Origin of the sequence: Rhizobium sp. AN6A (assembly GCF_900215635.1) — a bacterium.
Lineage (GTDB): Bacteria > Pseudomonadota > Alphaproteobacteria > Rhizobiales > Rhizobiaceae > Agrobacterium > Agrobacterium tumefaciens.
The window spans coordinates 788883-810678 of the sequence record NZ_OCNC01000004.1 but is presented as its reverse complement, the minus strand read 5'-3'; the positions used below and the strand labels follow the sequence as shown (position 1 = coordinate 810678).

Here is a 21796-nt window from a genome sequence, read left to right as displayed (position 1 = left end):
CTAGGGTGTTCGATGGCGGCGTTTAAAAAGACTGGCCGATGCCAGCATAAATGCCGAAATTGTTGCCACCATCATATTTTTCAAGCGGCATGGCGACATCAAGACGCAAAGGCCCGAAGGGCGTTGCGTAACGCAAACCAATACCGGCGCCAGCCCGGATATCGGAGAAATCAGGGGTCACGCTGTCGGATACCACACCCGCATCGATGAAGGGCACGATGCCGATCGTATCGGTGACCTTGATACGGGCTTCGATGGAGCCAACCACGTAAGAGCGGCCGCCAGTTGCATCACCGGCTGCATTATAGGGCGATATTTCCTGGTAGCTATAGCCGCGCACCGATCCGCCGCCGCCGGCATAAAAGCGCCTTGTGGTCGGTATGTCCTGCAGATTGCTGCCGCCGACGAGCACGCCGCCGGAGAGCTTTCCGGCCATGATCAAGCGATCTTCGGCGCCGAGTCCCTTATAACCCGAAATAGAGCCTTCAAAGGAGGAAAAGAAAGTGCCGTTCAGCGCTTCATAGCTGGGCTTGGCGGCCACCGATGCACGAAAGCCTTCCGTGGGGTTGAGCTTGTCGTCGCGCGTATCGCGAACGAATTCCAGCGGTATGGAGGTGGTCAGATATTTGTTCTTGCCGAATGCGTCTTCGGTATCGGCCCATTGCACCTCGAGACCGGCTGCTGCGGTATCGGTGTCGTTCAGCTCATAACTGAAACCGGCGGCTCCCGTTATGGTCTTTGCCTCATAGGTATCGGGATGTTCGGTCTTGGCGATCAGGCTGGTCTTGAATGTGGTGCGCGGGTTGAACATGCCGGGCTTTGTGAAGGTGATGCCCGCCGAATAGTCCATGCCTTCGACGCTCGATGCTTCGGCGATGCGTGAAACCGAACCCTCGATCCGCAGCGATTCCGCCTGCCCGAACAGGTTCCTGTGGCCCCAATACCCCTGAAGGCCAATGCCTTCCGTGGTGGAATATTGGGCGCCGACGCCGAAATAACGGTGCTTGCCCTCTGACACCTCGATGGTGAGCGGAATGGAGCCATCGCGTGACAGCGTTCCTGCTTCCTTGATTGTCAGACTGGAAAAGACGCCGAGCTGGCGCAGCCGGTCTGCGGCCTTGCGCAGTTTTTCCGGGGAGTAGGGTTCGCCGCCATTGAGGCGCGAATAACGGCGGATGAAGTCGCCGTCGACGGTTTTTTCGCCGGTGACGGTGACCGCGCCGAGGGGTGCCACGGGGCCACCTTCGGCAGCCATGGTAATGTCGACCGTGTTCGTCGCGTGGTTTGCAACCGCCTCGCGTTTCGTCAGCTTCGCAAGCGGGCGGCCTTCGGCTTTCAGATCATCGATCAGCTTGTTGCCGGCGCGGATGATTGCCAGAGATCCGGCATCGCCGCCCGTGACCAGACCGTATTCTTCAAGGTTGCGGCCCGTCACATCGCCCTCGAGCCTGATATTGCCGAGCGTGAAGACCGGGCCGGGGGTGACGGTGATGACCACGGGCACGGGAGCGGAGTGATCGAACACCGGATTGGGCGGCAGATCGTCCACATCCTTGCCGGCGACCGTGACCTTGACGATGCCGCCATATCGGGCGTTTTCGTAAAGCGCTGCGATCAGCCTGTCCCTGTCATCACGCGCCTTGATCAGAAGGCCGAGATCGCCGGAGGCCGGTTTGTCCTTGTCGGCCAGAAGAAGCGAGCTGTTTTCCAGGCTGCCCTTGAGAGATTTGTCCGCATCGGCGGCATTCAGCGTCACGGCATATTTGACCGGATTGATCACTTCGATCTCCGGTTCTTCCGAACCCCAGAGACGCACGCCGAACAGCTTGAAGGCAAAGGCATCGCGAGTAAACGCCGGGTACAGGGCGAACGTAAGGGCAACCGCAAGAGCGGTGCCAGCTTTCCGATACGCAATACCTGTCTTCGGGTTAGTCCGTGTTCTTCGCATAAGCTGCTTTATGGTTGAGCATTTATTATGGCTCTGACCCGTTTCCTGTCCGTTAACAGTGCAGTTTAATCATAAATAAACGGCGTTGAGGACCCTTCGGACTGTCTTTTGCCCGCCTTAACGCAAAAAGCCCCGGATGACCGGGGCTTCTGTGCAACGGTATCTCGTGCAGCTATTAACGGCAACGCGCCGTGTAACGCTGACCGTACTGGTCGCGATAATAGCAATAGCCCGGTTCGGATGCATTGCCGATCAATGCGCCGCCAACGCCACCGATCGCCGCGCCCACTGCCGCGCCACGAACGTTGCCCGTGATAGCGCCGCCCAGGACCGCACCGGAAACGGCACCGATCGAAGCACCCTTTTCAGTCTGCGTGCAGCTTGCAAGCGACAGGCCGACCAGCGCAAATATGATTGCCTTTTTCATGAAACTCTCTCCAACGTTACAATGAGCTCTTCGGCTCGGTAGGCGTCCCATATTTATCTGCGGCGACTGCTACCTCCGACCGCCACAGATAACTAACAATTCGATACCGTTTAGGGAAGCCTCCTCTTTCAGGCGTTCTTCCGCGCGTAAATCGATTGCGTCCCAAACAACGGCGCCGTTTGAAAAAGGTTCCAAATTTCCGGGTTTTTTGATGTGAATCAATTTTGTACTTTTCATCGGCGTCTATAAACGGTTTATTGGAATGGTTCAAAACAACGGCGAATTGACGCAGACGTGGTTAAAGCAGCTCGCAAGGGTTGACGGTCCCGGTGTCGAGGCAGAAAACGATCTGGTCAATTCTGGAGCATGGCATGGACTTCGAGGCATTTTTTACGACGGAACTGCAGAGCCTGCATTCTGAGGGACGCTATCGCGTTTTTGCGGATATCGAACGCCAGCAGGGCAATTTTCCCCGCGCGACACGGTACAACGCCAATGGCGAGCGCAAGGACGTAACCGTCTGGTGTTCCAACGATTATCTGGGCATGGGCCAGAACCCTAAAGTCATCGAAGCCATGAAAGCCGCCATCGATCACTGTGGCGCGGGTGCGGGAGGCACCCGGAACATTTCTGGGACCAACCATCATCACGTCCTGCTGGAACAGGAACTTGCCGATCTGCACGGCAAGGAATCGGCGCTGATCTTCACGTCGGGTTACGTTTCCAACTGGGCGACACTCGGCACACTTGGCCAGAAAATTCCGGGCCTCATCATTTTCTCCGATGCGCTCAACCATGCCTCGATGATTGAAGGCATCCGTTACGGCCGTTGCGAGCGGGTGATCTGGAAACACAATGATCTCGAAGATCTCGAGGCAAAGCTAAAGGCAGCCGATCCAAGCGCGCCGAAGCTCATCGCCTTTGAATCCGTCTATTCGATGGATGGCGATATCGCCCCGATCAAGGAAATCTGCGATCTTGCCGATCGTTATGGCGCCATGACCTATCTCGACGAAGTCCATGCCGTTGGCATGTACGGACCGCGCGGCGGCGGCATTGCCGAGCGCGAAGGCCTGATGGATCGCCTGACGATCATCGAGGGAACGCTCGGCAAGGCTTTCGGCGTGATGGGCGGTTATATTGCCGGGTCCACGGCGGTCTGTGATTTTATCCGTTCTTTCGCCTCCGGTTTCATCTTCACGACGGCCCTGCCGCCGTCGCTCGCTGCCGGCGCAATCGCCTCGATCCAGCATCTGAAGGCAAGCCCCTTTGAGCGCGCCCGCCATCAGGACCGGGTACGCAAGCTGCGGGGTCTTCTGGATGCACGCGGCATTCCGCATATGGACAATCCCAGCCATATCGTACCGGTCATGGTGGGCGATGCCGCCAAGTGCAAATGGATTTCGGATATCCTGCTCGACAACCACGGCGTCTATGTGCAGCCGATCAATTATCCAACCGTGCCGCGCAGGACCGAGCGCCTGCGTATCACCCCGACACCGCTGCACACCGATGCGGACATCGAACAGTTGGTCGGCGCGTTGCACCAGCTCTGGTCGCATTGTGCGCTGGCGCGCGCGGTGGCTTAAGGCCGCAGTTCAAACAAGAGAAAATCAGGCCGCGTTTACGCGGCCTTTTCCTTGCTGGCGATCAGTTCCCGCGCGTGATTGCGGGCTTCCCCGTCCGCCGAAAATACGTCTTCGATGCTGTTGGCTGATCGACCGTCATGCATGCGGTCCATGACCGTTTCGACGATTTCGGCCATATCGAGAAAACCGATGCCGCCTTCGACGAAGGCGTGAAAGGCGGTTTCTTCGGCGGCATTCAGGGCCGCGCCCTGCAAGCCTCCGCGCTCCAGCGCCGTGCGCGCCAGCCTGAGTGCTGGAAACCGGGTTTCATCAGGCGCTTCGAAATCAAGCCGCGCCAGCTTGGCGAAATCGAGACGCTCGACGTTGAGATTGCCGCGCTCAGGGTAGGTGAGGGCATAGGAGATGGCGGTGCGCATGTCGGGGGAGCCGAGCTGGGCGATATAGGAGCCATCGGTATAACCCACCATCGAATGTATGATCGACTGCGGATGAACGATCACCTCCACCTGCTCGGGCCTGAGATCGAAGAGATATTTCGCCTCGATCATTTCCAGACCCTTATTGAACATGGAGGCGCTGCCGATCGATACCTTCAACCCCATCGACCAGTTGGGATGGGCACGGGCGACATCTGCCGTGACGTTGGCCATCTGCTCACGCGACCAGGTGCGGAAGGGTCCGCCGGATGCAGTGAGTACGATGCGCTCCACGGCCTGTTTGTGATCGCCCGTCAGGCACTGGAAGATCGCGCTGTGTTCGCTATCGACCGGGATCAACCTGCCGCCGCCCTGTTTGACCGTGCGCAGGAAAACATCGCCTGCGGAAACGAGGCATTCCTTGTTGGCAAGCGCTATGTCTGCGCCGCGCCGTGCGGCTGTCAGTGTCGGGGCAAGACCAGGTGTTCCGGCAATCGCTGCCATTACCCAGCCGGCCTCCATCGAGGCCGCTTCTTCGAGGCCGGATTTGCCCGTCGCAACCTCAATGCCGGTGCCGGCAAGGGCCACTTTCAGCGCTTCGTATTTGCCATCCTCGGCGGTTACCGCAAGCTGCGCGCCGAACTCACGCGCCTGTTGCGCCAGAAGATCGATGTTCCCAGCGCCGGTGAGCGCCATAATCTCGAATTGTCTGCGACCACCCAGCTGACGGACGACATCCAGTGTGTTCGTACCGATCGAACCCGTCGAACCCAATATCGTCAGCCTGCGTGGCATTTCACTGGTATCTGTCATCTTCCGTCCGTCGGTCGTTTCCGGTTGCCCGAAACCGATGCGTGGTTTCTGGCGACATGCACTAGCCTCTACTCGTGAAAACCCGTCATAACAAGGACACAGCCGGGCTATTGTTTTTGCGGATGGCAAAGCCATATGCAAGAAAAACGATGAGAGTATATTGATGCGACGTTTTCTGGTTTCCAGCGGTTGGATTTTTGCGGCAAGCCTTGTGCTGGTTCTGGTCTTTATTCCTTTAGACCCACGCCTTTCGGAACATGCTCAGGCCCTGCCGGGAAGGATAGTTTCCTTCAATCGCTCCATTACCGATTTCGGTACGTTCAGCTGGATGCTTTATTCCACCGGCGCTCTTGCCATACTCGCCTATGTCGGCGCGCGGGTACTGCAGGCGCGGACCTATGCCGGCCGGCTGAGAACGGCATGGCGGCTTCTCGCTTACTTCTTTCTGACGATCGGAACGGCGAGCGTATTGGTCCACACGCTGAAATTCCTGATCGGGCGGGCGCGGCCGGAGCTTTTTCTGGAAATGGGTGCCTACAGCCTCACGCCTTTTACCGGTGACAATCTTTATGAGAGCTTTCCGTCAGGCCATTCGACGGCTGCCGGGGCGTTTTTCGGTGTTTTCGCCATGCTGATGCCGCGCTTCCGCTGGGCGTTCCTGCTGCTTGCGCTTGTCATTGGTGTTTCGCGCGTCATCGTCGGCGCGCATTATCCAAGCGATGTGGCCGCCGGGCTGTTGCTTGGCATGTGGACGGCCATGGCCTTCGCCTTTATCTTTGCCCGGTCTGAAATGCTTTTCCGTTTCGACGCACATGGCTGGCCGCAGCCGAAAAATGCGAACCTGCCGGCGGCGGATGCACGATAGAGACGTTTAACGGACAGGGGGAAGGTGATGGAAGAAGCGAAAGTCGTGCCGGAGAATGACGGCAGGGCCGTTCAGCACATCCGCACGTCCGTCGTCGTGGCCGGTGGCGGGCCGGCCGGCCTGATACTCGGCCTTTTGCTTGCCCGCAGCGGTATAGACGTAACGGTTGTCGAGAAACACGGAGATTTTCTGCGCGATTTTCGCGGCGACACCATCCACCCCTCCACGCTTGAACTGATGGAGCAACTGGGTTTCGCCGAGGAGTTCCTGAGCCTCCCGCATACGCGTGCGCCACGGCTGAACGCAGTCATCGGCGGCGAGCGTATCACGATCGCGGATTTTTCGCGGCTGCCGGTCCATCATCGTTTCATTGCCTTCATGCCGCAATGGGATTTTCTCAATTTCATCGTTGGGAAGGCCGGGCAATATGAGAATTTCCGGCTGCTGATGAATGCGCCGGTAACCGGCCTGATCGAGCGCGACGGGCGTGTTGGTGGCCTCATGGTCAATACGCCGGAAGGCGCAATCGAGATCGCCGCCGATCTGGTGGTGGGCGCGGATGGCCGCAACTCCATCGTCCGCGAGGCGGCGAGGCTTGAAGTACAGCGCTTCGGCATCCCGACCGAGGTGCTGTGGATGCGCCTTTCGAAACAGCCGGGTGATCCGGCCGACACCATGGGCCATGCGGGTTCGCGGCAGGGTTTCGTGATGATCAACCGCGGTGACTACTGGCAATGCGGGTACGTGGTGCGCAAGGGCTTTTTCGCTGACATGAAGATTGAGGGACTTGAAGCCTTCAGGAACCGGGTTGCGGAGATCTGCCCTTTCCCGCGCGAGAGGCTCGACGAAATTACGAGCTGGGATGACGTGCATTTGCTCACCGTCCGTATCGACCGGTTGAAGCGCTGGTGGAAACCCGGCCTGATCTGCATCGGCGATGCGGCCCATGCCATGTCGCCCGTCGGCGGTGTCGGCATCAATCTTGCCATTCAGGACGCGGTTGCTGCGGCCAATGTTCTGGTGCCGGTATTCACATCCGGCCGGGCCATTGCCGATGACGACCTTGCCGCAATAGAGAAACGGCGATCCTTTCCAACCAAGGCCACGCAGTTCTTGCAGCGGATGATGCGTGTTGGTCGCAAGAAAGAGCAGACGGAAACGGCGGAAAAGCCAAAAGGCCCACCCGCCATCGTTCGGGCGATCATGCGGTTTCCACTTTTTGCCCATCTGACCGGGCCGGCTGGTGGGGTTGGGCTTTCGTCGGGAAAAGATCGAGACGGTGTGACGCGGCTTAAGCCGCGGTCACGATTTCCTTGGCATATTTCAGCCCGATAACGGCCGAACCGATCAGCCCCGGCTCAATCCGGCAAATGGCAGGCACGACGAGCGGCCTGTCGAAGCGCCTGAGAATGCGGCCCCTGACGGCCTCGTCCAGAGCTGTCACGAGTTCCCTTGAATTCGAAAGCCCGCCGCCGACGGGCACGATGGTTGCGCCGGTGACATTGATCACCATCGCCAGCGGCGAGGCGAGAATATCAATGAGTACATCGATGGTTCTCGCGGCTTGCGCATCGCCTGCCTGCCAGGCGGCAATAACATCCTCACTGGTCATATCCTGCCCGTGAAGATGCAGATGCAGCTTTTCCATGCCGCGCGCGCTGCCGATCGCGTCGACACAGCCGGTGAGGCCGCAACCGCATTCGAATCGCGGCAGCGATACCGGTGGATTGCCGGCCAACGTCGCGGCCACTGGCCCATGTCCCCATTCGCCGGCAAAACCGCCGTCGCTGTTGATGAGCTTGCCGTCAATCACCAGCCCGCCGCCGACACCTGTTCCAAGGATAACGCCGAAGACGACGCGATGTCCTTGTCCGGAGCCGATTTCCGATTCGGCGATCACGAAACAATCCGCATCGTTCGAAACGATAACGGGAAGGTTCAGGGCTTTTTCCAGATCGTCTTTTAACGTTCTGCGGTGAATGCTTGGAATATTGGCGACTGTCGCCTTTCCCGTATCAAGATCGATGACGCCCGCGATCGACAGTGATACGCAGTCGGGTGTGCCGCCGCTGTTGTCGATGACGGATTTCAGGCCTGCGGCGAAGTCTTCGAAGCTGGTTTTGGGCGTTGGTATACGTGGTACGGGGCGAATATCGTCCGGGGCATGGGCAATCGCGCCCTTGATGGTCGTTCCGCCAATATCGAAACAAACGATCATGGTTCAGACTCCGGAAGGTGTGGCATCGTAGATTTTTTCTCCACCAATCCATGTTGAATGCATCTGGAGGTCTGGTGTCAGCATCACGAAATCAGCATCGAAACCGGCCAGGAGTTTTCCCTTGCCGGAGGCGCCGATTGCCTGCGCGGGATAGGCGGATGCCATTCGCAAAGCTTCTTCCAGCGGCATTTCCATCTTCTCACGCATGAAGCGGATGCAGGAGAGCATGTCTATATCCGCTCCCGCCAGCGTGCCGTCGGCCAGCGTTAGCCGTCCACCGTTGCGATAGACGCGCCGGCCGTTCAGTTCGAAACCGTCATCATCCGTGCCGATGGTGGACATGGCGTCGGTGACAAGGAAGATGCGGGCCGGGCCATTCTTGGCGCGCAGCGCAATGCCGATTGCGGCCGGATCGACATGAAATCCGTCGGCTATAAGCCCGCAATGCAACTTGCCGTTCGAAAGTGCGGCCCCGACCAGCCCCGGCTCGCGGTGGCCAAGCGGGCTCATGGCATTGAAGAGATGCGTCACCATGGATGCGCCTGCATCAGCATAGGCCGTCGCAACATCGAGACCGGTGTCGGTATGGCCGAGGCTGACGACGATGCCGGCGTCGCTGAGTGCTGCAACCTGCTCGACAGTAACATTTTCCGGGGCAATGGTTGTCAGCACGAAGGGGAGTTCCGCCTTGCAGCCGGTCAGGACAGCGAGGTCGTCTGTCTCCATCTTGCGGATCAGCGCCGGATCATGCGTGCCCTTGCGCGCGACGGAAAGATGCGGCCCCTCGAAATGCAGGCCGAGGAAACCGGGCACATGCTCCTTGCCGGCGGCAATGCCCGCCTGCGCCGCCCTGGAAGTCACGTCCGACCGGTCGGTAATGAGCGTAACCATCAAAGCCGTCGTGCCGAACTGGGCGTGGGCGGAGCAGATGCGGGCAATGCCAGCCACATCCGGCTGGTTGTTGAACATGACGCCGCCACCGCCATTGACCTGAAGGTCGATGAAGCCCGGCGCGATCAACAACCCATTCACATCGATCACTTCGGCGTCGGCTGGCACGCTGTCCAGGACAGCGGCAACGCGCCCGTCGCGGATCAGGAGCACCTTGTCATCATGCCATTCGGCGCCGTCGAAAATGCGGGCGCCGACAAATGCCTTTATGCCGCTCATTGGGTTTCAGTCACCTTCTTCAATGCCACGGGAGCATCCGGGTTGAAGCCTCTTGCGCGCGACAATTGCTCGATGAAGCCGTAAAACGGTGCGATAAGCAGCAATGCATCGGTCAGGGGATGGTTGGTTTCCACGAAGGGCAAGGGCTTGGCCGGGCTACCTTTGGCGGATGTGACGAAAACATTGGCGCCTTTATGGGCAAGGCTTGCGGCAATATCCGTAACGGAGGTCTCGGCGCGGTCGCGCGCGGCAAAGGCGATCACCGGAAATTTCGGTGCGACCAGCGAAACCGGACCGTGCATGACTTCTGCCGACGAATAGGCTTCCGCGTGCAGCTCGCAGGTTTCCTTGCATTTCAGTGCGGCTTCCGCAGCAATCGCAAGGGCGGGCCCTCGGCCCAGCATATAAAGTGAATCCTCACCCTTCACAGCCTCGCCAATATGGCTCCAGTCAAGTGCGATCGCCTTGGCGAAGTTCTGCGGCAGGGTGCTGACGGCCTTCGCGAGCAGGCTGTCTTCCGTCCATTCGGCAAGGATGGCCAGACCGGCGACAATGGAGTTGACGAAGGACTTGGTTGCGGCAACCGCCTTTTCCGGTCCCGCCTGGATGTCGATGGCGTGATTGGCTGCGTCTCCAAGGGGGGAGGGCAGGGTGTTCACGAGGGAGAAGGTAAGCGCTCCGCCCTTGCGGGCGCTCTCCGCCAACGCGACGATGTCAGGGCTTTTGCCCGATTGCGATACGGCAAAGGCTGCCGCCCGTTCCAGCCGCAGTTTCGTCTGGTAGATCGAGGCGAGCGAAGGGCCGAGCGAGGCGACTGGAAGCCCTGTCTGTAACTCGATCGCATATTTCAGGAAATGCGCGGCGTGATCGGACGATCCGCGCGCAATGGTGACGATAACGGCCGGGTCACGGGCCTTCAGCTTGTCTCCGGCCTGCCGGAAGTCGGCACTGGTATTGTCCAGCAGACGGGCGACGGCATCGGGAATCTCGTTGATTTCCTGGCGCATCAGGGTTGTCATCGTTTTCTGTCCTTGGTCGATGTGTTTCAGTCGGAGGTCATCGTCAGTTCGGCGACGAGATCGTAGGCGTCGCTGCGATAAAGGGCGCGCGATATTTCCATGAGGCGGCCGCTTTCGAGATAGGCCATGCGCTGGACGGAAAGTGCAGCAGACCCCGGGGGAACCCCAAGCAGCATCGTTTCCTCATCCGTAAGGTTACGCGCGGAGATGCGCTGGATAGCGCGGACGGGGCGAATATCGCTTTTCGCAAGCTCCTGATAAAGCGAGTTTTCCACCAGCTGCGGGTCCGGCAGAATATCGCCCGGCAGGCTCGTGACTTCGAGTGCGATCGGCTGGTCGTTGGCAAGGCGCAGTCGCGTCAACCGGGCAACCATGGCGGATTGGGAAAGGCCGAGAGCCATCATCTCGTCACCGGTGGGGTAAAACAGGCCTCTTTCAAGCCAGCGCGTGCTCGCCACCATTCCCCGGCGGCGCATATCCTCCGTAAACGAGGTAAGCTTGGTCAAGGGCTGCTGCATACGGGTGATGGGTTTGACAACAAAGGTGCCCGAGCCATGCCTGCGGACGAGAAGTCCGTCGCGAACGAGATCGTCCACAGCCTTGCGCACCGTGACGCGGCTGACGCAGGCACTTTCGGCAATGTCGCGCTCGGGCGGCAGGGCATCGCCATGTTTGAGGCGGCCGCCATTGATGGCGTCTTCAATCGTCTGACGCAGTTTCAGGTAAAGCGGGCCGCCGCCTCCCGATTGCAGGTCGTCCAGATTAAGCGCTGCCCCGTTCATCCATAACCTCTGTCACAATCGATGTGGCGAATTCCGGCTATACCATATGCGTCACAATCGGCAATACCAAAATAGAACCATTAGTGGATTTGTACGATTAATCGGTGGTTTTTTCGATTATTTGCCGAATAATAAGGCCTCTTGCTTGAAATTTTCGCATTAACCAAAAAAAATTTCCGGCAATTGGAATTGCTATAGACGATTGGCATTTTTTTGGTATTGTTTTTGTATCGGTGGCTGGCGGCGCTCTATCTTGCGCCTGTCTCCGCTGGGGAAATCGGTCTCCGGTCCTCACGAGGATTTGCGAGATCGAATTTAACTTGACCGTTATGAAAATTAATTTCATCGTGGCGGAAAATTATCGCAGATATCAGAATAACCAGCACAGAAATGGTTGCTTCTGCGAAAATGAATTACGAATGAACAGGGAACAAAGTTCATGAAGGTGGGAATTATCGGACTCGGATTCCGTCTCGGTTATCTGGGCTACGTTTTTCACGAGATCGACAAGGATTTCGAGATCGTCGGTTATGTCGATCCTGCCCCGGCCGGTCTGCCGGGTCTTGAGGAAAAGGGCATTTCGGCTGGCAAGGCCTATGAAAGCCCCGAGGCGCTGATCGCCGGCGAGACATTCGACCTTTTGATGATCGGCTCACCGAACCATATGCATCTGGAGCATATCCGCATCGGGCTTGAAGCCGGTTGCACCATCTTCTCCGAAAAACCCATCGTCGTCAGCATCGAGGAAAGCCTCGAACTCGCCCGGTTGCTCAACAAGCATGGACATGAGCGGCTGCTGGTCGGTCTGGTCCTGCGTTACTCGCCGCTTTACCGCGATCTGCGTGCTGCGCAGGCCGAAGGCAAGCTGGGTGACGTCGTCTCCATCGAGGCTTCGGAACATATCCCGCCCTATCATGGCGCGTTCTTCATGCGCGACTGGCGGCGTTACGAGAACTATTCCGGCTCCTTCATGCTGGAAAAATGCTGCCACGACCTCGATCTCTATAATGGCGTGGTGGGTGCCCGGCCGCGTTTCGTGTCGAGCTTTGGCGGGCGCAAGAGCTTCACGCCTGCAAATGCTCCGCATAATGACGGCATCAACGACATGGAAGTCTACCATCGCAAGCCGAGCGGCTGGATGGGTTCCGACAAGGTTTTCGACAGCGACGGCGATATCATCGACTACCAGACCGCGATCGTCGAATATGAAAATGGCGCATCGCTCGCCTTCCATACCAATCTGAACGTTCCCGACGATTTCCGCCGTTTCTGCGTCATCGGCGCCAAGGGCATGGCCGAGGGCGATTTCGTGCGCGGCTTCCTGAACGTGCACAATGCCCGCACCAACGAAAAGACCGTTGCCAAGACCTATTCGGCGGCAACCGTGCTCTCCCAGCATTATGGCGCGGATGAGCAGATGGCCGAGGACGTGATCAACCATGTCGTCAAGGGGGCGCCCCTGCCGGTTTCCGCGCTCGATGCGATCGAGGCCGGTATTCTGGCGCTCGCCATGGACGAAGCGCGCCATGGCCGCAAGGTGGTCGATCTCAAGCCGGTGTGGGAGGAATATGATCTGGCGCTCCACGGGCAGTTGAAGTCGCCCGCTGTGAAATCGGCTTAAGGGGGCGCTGCGATGGATGCGAAACGCAGCGCGGTCATCTTTGCCTGGCTTCTTCTTTTGCCAGCGCTTTTATACATCACTGTTATTGTTGCTTATCCGCTCGTCGATACATTCATCCTGTCCTTCACGGACGCGTCGTTGAAAAAGACGACGAACTGGGTGGGTTTCATCAATTACGAGAAGATCTTCAACGAGACTTTCGCCGGGGTCATCACGCGGACCTTTATCTGGACGTTCTTTTCCGTCTCGATAAAGATGATCATCGGCACCTTCGGTGCGGTGTTGCTGAATTCGGCCGTTCCCGGTCGGGCCCTGTTTCGCATCCTGACGATGCCGCCATGGATCGTGCCGATGGCTATCGGCATCTTCATGTGGGGCTGGATGTATAACGGTCAGTTCGGCATGATTTCCGGTGTTCTCCAGAATCTTGGCCTGGTGGACGGTCCAGTCGCCTTCCTCGCCTATGGCAGCACGGCTTTCTGGGCGACCATCATCACCGACGTATGGATCGGCGTGCCGATGGTGACGCTTTATCTGCTGGCGGCAATTCAGGCCATTCCGCAGGATCTTTACGAGGCAGCCTGGACCGACGGCGCCAGCCGCACCTACCGCTTCCGCCGCATCACGTTGCCGCTGATGCTGCCGGCCATGATCACCATGTCGATGATCTCGCTGATTTCGACCTTCAATTCTTTCGACATTATCTGGATCCTGACACAGGGCGGACCGACGGGCCAGACGACGACCATGATCATCGACACCTACAAGACGGCGATCGGTTCCTACAAATACGGTGAGGGCGCAGCGCGTGCGGTGCTGATCTGCATCTTCCTGTCCATATTCACCTACTTCTACTTCCGCATCACCAGCCGTATCTCGCAGGAGACCAGCCGATGACCGACAAAAATGCGATGATCAACCGTTACAGGTGGTATGAGATCGTCGGGATTTATTGCGGCATCGCCGTATTCCTGACCTTCGTGCTGGCGCCGTTTGTGGAAGGGTTTCTGGTTTCGCTGAAACCGCTCAGCCTGCTTTTTTCGTCACCGTATAAGTTTTGGCCGGAAAACGGCTCCTTCGAAGCTTATCGGACCATGTGGGTCAGCGTTCCCGGCTTTGCCCGCTACGTCTTCAACTCCTTCTTCATCTCGACGATATCGACGATCATCGTTCTGCTTCTGGTGGTGCCGGCGTCCTATGCTTTCGCGCGGTTCCAGTTTCGCGGTCGCGGGCAATTGCTCGGCGCGTTTCTGGCGATCAACATGTTCTCCGGTGCGGTGCTTCTGATCCCGCTTTACCGGCTGATGCGCAATATGGGCGTGCTGAACACCTATCTGGCGATGATCATTCCCGGCGCCGCCTTTTTGATCCCCACCGCCATCTGGCTTTTGCGGACCTACATGCTGCGTATTCCGCGCGAACTGGAAGAGGCGGCCTATGTGGACGGCGCGAGCTATTTCTATACCTTCCGCCGGGTGATCCTGCCGCTTGCGATGCCTGGCATCGCCGTCGTGTCCATCACCACCTTCATCGGTGCTTATGCGCAGCAGTTCATCTTCGCGCTCACCTTCAATTCCAAGACCGAATATATGCCGCTGCCCATCGGCCTGTTTGCCTATTTCGGTCGTCAGGAAGTCGTCTGGAATGAGTTGATGGCGGCCAGCTTCGTCGGCATTGCGCCGGCCATGGTCGTCATCTTCTTCATGCAACGCTATCTCGTCAGCGGGCTTACCGCCGGCGCGGTGAAATAATCAACAATAGGAACGACCACCAGAAAACGGGAGACTATCTATGGCACTGAAACATTACGGATTGGCGCTTTGCGCCTTCGCATTTGCCGGTTCCACTGCCCTTGGCACGGTGGCGGCACACGCCGCCGACAAGGAGATCAGCTGGATCTATTGCGGCGACAAGATGGACCCCATCCATGAAAAATACATCAAGGAATGGGAAGGCAAGAATGCCGGATACAAGGTCGTTCCTGAAGTCGTCGGCTGGGCGCAGTGCCAGGACAAGGCAACCACGCTCGCTGCCGCCGGCACTCCGGTCGCCATGGCCTATGTCGGTTCGCGCACGCTGAAGCAGTTCGCCCAGAACGACCTCATTGTTCCGGTGCCGATGACTGAAGACGAAAAGAAGACCTATTACCCTAACATCGTCGACACGGTTACCTTCGAGGATACGCAGTGGGGCGTGCCGGTCGCCTTCTCGACCAAGGCGCTCTATTGGAACAAGGACCTCTTCAAGCAGGCCGGTCTCGATCCGGAAGTGCCGCCGAAGACCTGGGCTGAAGAGATCGCCTTTGCCAAGCAGATCAAGGAAAAGACCGGCGTCGCCGGTTATGGTCTGCCCGCCAAGACCTTCGACAACACCATGCACCAGTTCATGCACTGGGTTTACACCAATAACGGCAAGGTCATCGACGGCGACAAGATCACCGTCGACAGCCCGCAGGTTCTTGCAGCTCTGAAGGCCTACAAGGACATCACGCCTTACTCCGTCGAAGGTCCGACGGCCTACGAGCAGAACGAAATCCGCGCCATCTTCCTCGATGGCAAGGTTGGCATGATCCAGGCGGGATCGGGTGCTGCAACCCGCCTGCAGGAAACCAAGATCAACTGGGGTATCGCAACCCTGCCGCTCGGCCCTGAAGCCAAGGGTCCCGGCACGCTGCTCATCACCGACAGCCTCGCGATCTTCAAGGGAACCGGTGTCGAAGAAAAGGCGACCGAATTCGCCAAGTTCATCACCTCTCCCGGCCCGCAGGGCGAATACGAACTGCAGGGCGGCGCTGGCCTGACCCCGCTTCGTCCGTCGCCGAAGGTTGATGAGTTCATCGCCAAGGACCCCTTCTGGAAGCCTCTGATCGACGGTATCGCCTATGGCGGTCCCGAGCCGCTCTTCACTGACTACAAGGGCTTCCAGGACACGATGATTGAGATGGTGCAGTCTGTCGTTACCGGCAAGGCGACACCGGAAGATGCCGCAAAGAAGGCCTCTGCCGCTCTCGAGCAGTACAAGTAATCCACATTTATACGGTTGCGGGCGCAGGTCGCCCGCAACCTCATAATTCGTTGCGAGAATACCCGCCGCTATGACGGCAGGAGCTTCTCGTGTGTTTCAACGGTTCCGATAAGGCGCGATTTTCCCGTGTCGCGGAACGTCTCTGAACGCAGCCTGATGTCGGCTGGTGACGGGAGAGGCAAGTTTTGGGTCAGCTTTATCTCAACAACGTCCGCAAGAACTATGGACATTTCGAAGTCATCAAGGGCGTTCAGCTCGACATCAGGGATGGCGAGTTCGTCGTTTTTGTCGGCCCCTCGGGATGCGGTAAATCCACATTGCTGCGCATGATCGCCGGCCTTGAGGATATTTCCGCCGGCGACATCGTCATCAACGGCGTGAAGGTCAATGACTTGCCGCCGGTAAGACGCGGCATCGCCATGGTGTTCCAGTCCTATGCGCTCTATCCGCATATGACGGTTTTTGAAAACATCGCTTTTCCCCTCCGCGTCGAAAAGATGGAAGAGGGCAAGATCAAGGAAAAGGTCGAGGCCGTCGCCAAGATCCTGCAACTCGACCAGCGCCTGCAGCAGCGTCCCGGCATGTTGTCCGGTGGCCAGCGCCAGCGTGTAGCGATCGGCCGCGCCATCGTTCGCGAGCCGAAGATCTTCCTGTTCGACGAACCGCTCTCCAACCTTGACGCTGCACTTCGCGCCGACATGCGTATCGAGCTCACCAATCTGCATCGCACGCTGAAGGCGACGATGATCTATGTGACGCATGACCAGGTGGAAGCCATGACCATGGCCGACCGCATCGTGGTGCTGAATGCGGGTGAAATCTCCCAGGTCGGCGCGCCGCTGGAACTTTACCACAAGCCCGCAAACCTGTTCGTCGCCGGTTTCATCGGCAATCCGAAAATGAATTTCCTGAAGGTCACCTGCAAATCCGTCAGCGCCGATGGTGTGACCGTGGAGTATGAGGGCCAGACAATCACCGTGCCGGTGGAGCCGCGCGCCGGTCTTGAAGGCACGCAACTGACGCTCGGCATTCGCCCCGAACACACCGGTCTCGAAACGGCCGACCTGAATATCAAGGTCGCGCCCAGCGTTATCGAGCGGCTGGGTGTGAATACGATCGCTTATGGCGTCGCGCCCACTGGTGAAAATTATTGCGCGCTTCTTTCCGGTTCTGCGCCTGTTGTCGTCGATGAAACCATCGTCACCGGTATCAAGGCGTCGGATTGCCATCTGTTCGATGAAAGCGGCACATCGCTCGAACGGCGTGTCGATCTTTCTGTCCTCAAACTGATACAATAAAGGGCGGGAACCGGGCCATGAAATCTGTCTCACCATGCCCGGTTTTCTGTGACGCTATCGGTTTTCAGCGGTCTTCGTCTTCCAGACGAAAAAACAACGCCGGGCTTTCGGCCCGGCGTTCAACACGATCTGGCAGGTCCGCTGGATCACGGCATGGGATTGGGCATGTATCCGGTGAAACCGCTGATTTTCCAGCGGCCCTCATGCAGTCGGCAATAATAGAGCGTCTGCCATTTCATGACGTCGAAGCTGCCGTCGGCCTTGCGAATCCCGCCGTCGAACTTCTTGCGAACCAGCGCGGTCTCCCCTTCCACTTCGATTTCTTCCAGCGTGGTGGTGGTGAAGATCGCATTGCGCGGGTCTTCAGCGAATTGCTGGGTCTGGAAATCCTGCGCCTGTCGCAGCCATTCGTCGCGATAGGCGTCAAGCGAGGGGAAGGACAGGCGCCAGTTGTCCGGGTTTGCATCCCGGTTGGCGTTGATGCCGAGAAAGCCGTCCTTTACGAAATCATCCGCGACTTTCGACCAGTCGGCGGTGAGGAAGGCGTCGATATCCCGCGTTACCAGCATGTCCCAGATGGAGTGGCGGGCGACGTCTGTTTCGAGAAAGGGATTTTTGAATGGGTCGCGCATGATTCAGGTCCGTTGTTGAAATTATTTTCAAGATTTGGATATTTCTCTGGCGAATATTGTTGGCATATGCTCATCTTGCAATCAACAGAGAAAATAATTTTCAAATCAAAGGTGTCCGGCGTGTCGTCAACGGGGCGAAACATGGTCGATTCATGGGTGTGTACGGTTGACGGGCGTCTCGGATTAGGGTGCATCGGAAACGCGGCCAAGCCTTAAGTTTTGGCGGAACGGAGACCGGTGAGCATGGATATTTTCGCAAAGATTCAAGACGACAGGGGACAGTTCTCGCAATCGGAGCGGCGGATCGCCGATATCCTGGTTTCGGACTTCGAGTTTGCGGTCAATGCATCGATCATCGAGCTTGCCGCCCGCGCCGAGGTTTCCCCGCCAACTGTGACGCGGTTCTGCCGCCGTCTGGGTTGCCAGAGCTTTTCGGATTTCAAGGTCAGCCTTGCCAAGACCGCTTATGTCGGCATCCGCTACCTCACCTCGGAACCGACCAGCACGGGCCCGTCGGATGTCGCCGAGGAGGTGCTTGCCAAGGCGCAGGAGGCGCTTTTCCTGCTGCACAAGACGCTCGATCCCGCCCTCGCCGACGAAGCGGCCGTCCGGATTGCCAATAGCGGCATGATCTACGCGTTTGGAGCCGGTGGCAATTCCTCGATGATCGCCTCGGAAATCCAGAACCGGCTGTTTCGCCTTGGCCTGCGCGTTTCGACCAGCGCCGACCACAGCATGCAATTGATGATGACTGCCGCTGCGCGGAAGGAAGACGTCATCATCGGATCCTCCTTTTCCGGCCGCAACATGGAGTTGGTGAAGTGCTTCAGGCTGGCGCGGGAAATGGGGGTTACCACCATCGCGCTCACCCAGAGCGATACGCCCGTCGCCTTGGCCGCCGATATGGTGGTGGCCGTCAACGTGCCTGAGGGAAACAATATCTTCCGCCCAACATCATCGCGTTATGCCTATCTGGCGGCGGTTGATGTTCTGGCGACGCTAGCTGCCTATCACCATCGGCAGCGGTCGATGGTGACCCTGCGGCACATCAAGCAGCAGCTTGTGGAGCATCGCGATCCGGATGACCGGCAATTGCTGGGTGACTAGAGCATTTCCAGTGAGCCCGCGTAGCGGTTTCACGCCCGGAAAATGCGTAAAAACAAAGATGTAGAGCGGCTTGACCTCAAAACCCGCTCTGGAAAGCTTCGAAGGAGTAGCATGACATGCAGGACAGGAAAGACCAAGTCGCCGTCGTAACGGGCGCGGCGGGCGACATCGGCCGGGCAATTGCCGCGGCGCTTTCTGAAAGCCACGCGAAGGTGGTGTTGGTCGATATCGATCCCGATGCCCTTTCCAATGCGCTTTCCCTGCTTTCCGGTTCCGCCTTCGTTTCGAAAACCTGCGACGTCACCGATCCGCAGGATCTTGCAAGGCTGGCCTTGGAGGTTGCGGAGCTGGGTGATGTCGCGACCCTCGTCAACAATGCTGGTGCTGCAAGGGCCGTCAGCCTGCACGACACGACCGCAGAGATATGGCGCAAGGACAATGCCCTTAACTTGGAAGCACCGTTTCTCTGCTTCAGGGCTTTCGAGGACGCGCTTAAGCGCACGCAAGGGTCTGTCATCAATATCACCTCCGTCAACGGCATGGCTGTGTTCGGCCATCCCGCCTATAGCGCGGCAAAGGCAGGCTTGATCCATCTGACGAAGCTGATCGCTGTCGAATACGGAAAATTCGGCATCCGTTCCAATGCTGTTGCTCCGGGAACCGTGCGTACGCAGGCTTGGGAAGCGCGGGCAGCGGTCAATCCTCAGGTCTTCGAGGAAGCGAAGCACTGGTATCCGTTGCAGCGCATCGTGAGGCCTGAGGATGTCGCCAACGCCGTCGCTTTTCTGGCCGGCCCACAGGCAGCGGCCATCAGCGGCGTGTGCCTGCCGGTCGATTGCGGCCTGACGGCAGGGCAGGCGCCGCTCGCCCGCACTTTCTCACAATCCGAACACTACTGACCGAAGTCCTCTCGGGCTTGAAGCACAATAAAGGGGAGCATCATGGCGCTCGCACAATATCGTCTCGAAAACTCATGGCATCCGCTCGAAGATTCCGCATCGGGTGGCTTCACCTTCACCCTGTTCAATCTTTCCAGCGAGCCGGTGAAGGATTTCCGGATCGTCTATACGTCGCTGACGCGGACCATCGACAAGCCCGTTTGCGGCAATGCCGTTTATCTGCGCCGCAATGCCAATTTCCATGAATTTGCGCCGCCACCGGGTTTCGTGCTCGAAGCCGGGAAATCGTGGCGTTTCACCGTTGACGGCCTGCTCAGGCCTGCCCGCCATCGCACAGACGGTGCGAAATCCGCCTATATCAGCCTTGCCGACGGCACACATCGCGCGGTCGATGTCGCTGACCTGATGCTGGATGGGCGCCATAGCGAGCCGGCGCCCGCCCTGCTTCCCGAAGGAAAACTCGATCTGCCCTTCGCCATCCAGCCCTGGCCTGCCGAAATCGATGCCGTGCCGGGCGACGGCTTCCCCGTCGCACTCTTCCCGACGGAAGAGGCAGGCAAGGAAGAAGTGCTTGCGGTGGAGACTGTTTCGTCGCTGTTCCGCAGGCTTTTTGCCGTTGGTCACGTGCCTTTCAGCCTCGCGCCTGTTCATGAGGGCAAACCGCTTCGTTTCAAGCAACATAGCGGTCTGGAAGCTGAAGGTTATCGCCTGTCTTTCTCTGATGACGCCGTCGTCGTGGAATATTCGGCCGCTGCAGGTCTGCAATACGGCCTGACCGTTCTCGCGCAATTGCTGCACGGCGCGCGCACCGATACGAAATTCCGTTTCCCGGTTTCAGGCACCATCGCCGATGCGCCGCGTTACAGCTGGCGCGGTTGCCATCTGGATGTCTCGCGACAATTCTATCCGACCGGTGATGTCGTGCGGCTTATCGACATTCTTGCATGGCTGCGCATGAACCGGTTCCATTGGCACCTGACGGATGACGAGGCATGGCGTCTCGAAATCAAGGCTTACCCGCTGCTGACGACCGTCGGCGCGACGCGGGGGCCGGATGCGCCGCTTCTGCCGCAGCTCGGCAATGGGGCGGAGCCGGTTTCCGGTTATTACACGCAGGATGATGTTCGCATGGTCGTCGCGCATGCGGCGGCACTGAACATCGAAATCGTGCCGGAGGTCGATATTCCCGGCCACAGCACGGCGGCTCTCGTTGCCTATCCGGAGCTGACGGATGGGCAGGAAGCGCCGGACAGCTATCGCTCCGTACAGGGCTATCCCAACAATGCGCTCAATCCCGCCATCGAGCCGACCTATGAATTCCTTGGCAAGATATTCGACGAGATGGTGGAGCTTTTCCCCTCGCGGCTGATCCATATCGGCGGCGACGAGGTAGCAGATGGCTCCTGGCTTGCCTCGCCGCTTGCCAAGTCGTTGATGGAAAAGGAAGGCCTCGACGGCACCTTCGGCATTCAGTCCTATTTCATGAAACGTATTCAGGGGATGCTGCATGAGCGCGGCCGCCAGCTTGCCGGCTGGGACGAAGTTTCGCATGGCGGCGGCGTCGATCCCTCGGGAACATTGCTGATGGCCTGGCAGAAGCCGGAAGTTGGCCTTGAGCTTGCAAAGCAGGGCTACGACGTGGTGATGACGCCGGGACAGGCCTATTATCTCGACATGGTGCAGGATGAAGCCTGGCAGGAGCCGGGCGCAAGCTGGGCCGGCACTGTTCCGCCGTCGCACACATATGCTTACGAGGCAGTCGGTGAGTTTCCCGAGGAATTGAAGGAGCGAATGAAAGGCGTTCAGGCCTGCATCTGGTCCGAGCATTTCCTCAATCGCGCCTATTTCAACCATCTGGTTTTCCCGAGGCTGCCCGCCATTGCCGAGGCGGCGTGGACGCCGAAAGCGCAGAAGGACTGGCTGCGTTTCTCCGCCATCGTCCGCTTGAGCCCGGTCTATTGAGAGGAA

18 protein-coding genes and 1 pseudogene are annotated in these 21796 nt (G+C 58.4%); 11 read left to right on the top strand and 8 right to left on the bottom strand.

Features of this window, described 5'->3' with window-relative positions; genetic code table 11:
• Positions 1-22: 22 nt before the first annotated feature.
• Positions 23-1948 (bottom strand): autotransporter assembly complex protein TamA, encoded by a 1926-nt coding sequence (locus CRO62_RS16545; RefSeq protein ID WP_097100919.1) that lies wholly within the window; start codon positions 1946-1948, stop codon positions 23-25.
• Between the two features lie 175 nt (positions 1949-2123).
• On the bottom strand, positions 2124-2375 hold the full coding sequence (locus CRO62_RS16540; protein WP_003492347.1) for a YMGG-like glycine zipper-containing protein: 252 nt from the start codon (positions 2373-2375) through the stop codon (positions 2124-2126).
• A gap of 371 nt (positions 2376-2746) precedes the next feature.
• On the opposite strand from CRO62_RS16540, the gene hemA reads away from it, so the two are divergent.
• Positions 2747-3964 carry a 5-aminolevulinate synthase gene (gene hemA / locus CRO62_RS16535; RefSeq protein ID WP_097100918.1) on the top strand — a complete coding sequence of 406 codons (1218 nt, stop codon included), beginning with the start codon at positions 2747-2749 and terminating at the stop codon, positions 3962-3964.
• Positions 3965-3999: 35 nt separating this feature from the next.
• Here the strand turns inward: hemA and dxr are convergent, their stop codons facing one another.
• The gene (gene dxr, locus CRO62_RS16530; RefSeq protein ID WP_097100917.1) at positions 4000-5193 is read right to left on the bottom strand and encodes a 1-deoxy-D-xylulose-5-phosphate reductoisomerase; all 1194 of its coding nucleotides are present in this window, start codon (positions 5191-5193) and stop codon (positions 4000-4002) included.
• Positions 5194-5356: 163 nt separating this feature from the next.
• On the opposite strand from dxr, the gene CRO62_RS16525 reads away from it, so the two are divergent.
• Complete coding sequence (locus tag CRO62_RS16525) at positions 5357-6058, top strand: phosphatase PAP2 family protein (protein ID WP_097100916.1); 702 nt, start codon at positions 5357-5359, stop codon at positions 6056-6058.
• A gap of 27 nt (positions 6059-6085) precedes the next feature.
• Positions 6086-7343: pseudogene (locus CRO62_RS16520) on the top strand (FAD-dependent oxidoreductase).
• Between the two features lie 6 nt (positions 7344-7349).
• On the opposite strand, the gene CRO62_RS16515 reads toward CRO62_RS16520, so the two are convergent.
• Genes CRO62_RS16515 through CRO62_RS16500 form a run of 4 tightly spaced genes read right to left on the bottom strand, consistent with a single transcriptional unit; the run spans position 7350 to position 11247 of the window.
• The gene (locus tag CRO62_RS16515) at positions 7350-8276 is read right to left on the bottom strand and encodes an ROK family protein (RefSeq protein ID WP_097100915.1); all 927 of its coding nucleotides are present in this window, start codon (positions 8274-8276) and stop codon (positions 7350-7352) included.
• Between the two features lie 3 nt (positions 8277-8279).
• Complete coding sequence (gene nagA, locus CRO62_RS16510) at positions 8280-9446, bottom strand: N-acetylglucosamine-6-phosphate deacetylase (protein WP_097100914.1); 1167 nt, start codon at positions 9444-9446, stop codon at positions 8280-8282.
• A complete protein-coding gene (locus CRO62_RS16505) occupies positions 9443-10465 on the bottom strand; it encodes an SIS domain-containing protein (RefSeq protein ID WP_003516766.1) in 1023 nt (340 codons plus the stop codon). The genes nagA and CRO62_RS16505 overlap by 4 nt, the downstream gene beginning before the upstream one ends.
• A gap of 26 nt (positions 10466-10491) precedes the next feature.
• Entirely contained in the window at positions 10492-11247 is a 756-nt protein-coding gene (locus CRO62_RS16500) for a GntR family transcriptional regulator (RefSeq protein ID WP_003516768.1), read from the bottom strand.
• A gap of 439 nt (positions 11248-11686) precedes the next feature.
• On the opposite strand from CRO62_RS16500, the gene CRO62_RS16490 reads away from it, so the two are divergent.
• The 5 genes from CRO62_RS16490 to CRO62_RS16470 all read left to right on the top strand — a co-directional run bounded on the left by CRO62_RS16490 (position 11687) and on the right by CRO62_RS16470 (position 17190).
• The gene (locus CRO62_RS16490; protein WP_097100912.1) at positions 11687-12868 is read left to right on the top strand and encodes a Gfo/Idh/MocA family protein; all 1182 of its coding nucleotides are present in this window, start codon (positions 11687-11689) and stop codon (positions 12866-12868) included.
• Between the two features lie 12 nt (positions 12869-12880).
• A complete protein-coding gene (locus tag CRO62_RS16485) occupies positions 12881-13765 on the top strand; it encodes a carbohydrate ABC transporter permease (protein ID WP_003516771.1) in 885 nt (294 codons plus the stop codon).
• Positions 13762-14619: a carbohydrate ABC transporter permease gene (locus CRO62_RS16480; protein ID WP_003516772.1), complete on the top strand. Its 858-nt coding sequence runs from the start codon at positions 13762-13764 to the stop codon at positions 14617-14619. The genes CRO62_RS16485 and CRO62_RS16480 overlap by 4 nt, the downstream gene beginning before the upstream one ends.
• Before the next feature lie 40 nt (positions 14620-14659).
• A complete protein-coding gene (locus CRO62_RS16475) occupies positions 14660-15892 on the top strand; it encodes an ABC transporter substrate-binding protein (protein ID WP_003504912.1) in 1233 nt (410 codons plus the stop codon).
• A 185-nt stretch (positions 15893-16077) separates the two neighbouring features.
• Positions 16078-17190 carry an ABC transporter ATP-binding protein gene (locus tag CRO62_RS16470; protein ID WP_003516776.1) on the top strand — a complete coding sequence of 371 codons (1113 nt, stop codon included), beginning with the start codon at positions 16078-16080 and terminating at the stop codon, positions 17188-17190.
• Between the two features lie 146 nt (positions 17191-17336).
• Here CRO62_RS16470 and CRO62_RS16465 read toward each other — a convergent pair whose 3' ends face one another.
• Positions 17337-17822, bottom strand: coding sequence for a hypothetical protein (locus CRO62_RS16465; protein ID WP_097100911.1), 486 nt, complete (start codon positions 17820-17822; stop codon positions 17337-17339).
• Positions 17823-18065: 243 nt separating this feature from the next.
• Here CRO62_RS16465 and CRO62_RS16460 point away from each other — a divergent pair, with 243 nt between their 5' ends.
• The 3 genes from CRO62_RS16460 to CRO62_RS16450 all read left to right on the top strand — a co-directional run bounded on the left by CRO62_RS16460 (position 18066) and on the right by CRO62_RS16450 (position 21790).
• Entirely contained in the window at positions 18066-18929 is an 864-nt protein-coding gene (locus CRO62_RS16460; protein ID WP_003516783.1) for a MurR/RpiR family transcriptional regulator, read from the top strand.
• A gap of 116 nt (positions 18930-19045) precedes the next feature.
• Positions 19046-19828, top strand: coding sequence for an SDR family oxidoreductase (locus tag CRO62_RS16455; RefSeq protein WP_003516784.1), 783 nt, complete (start codon positions 19046-19048; stop codon positions 19826-19828).
• A gap of 42 nt (positions 19829-19870) precedes the next feature.
• The gene (locus CRO62_RS16450) at positions 19871-21790 is read left to right on the top strand and encodes a beta-N-acetylhexosaminidase (protein ID WP_097100910.1); all 1920 of its coding nucleotides are present in this window, start codon (positions 19871-19873) and stop codon (positions 21788-21790) included.
• Positions 21791-21796 lie beyond the last annotated feature (6 nt).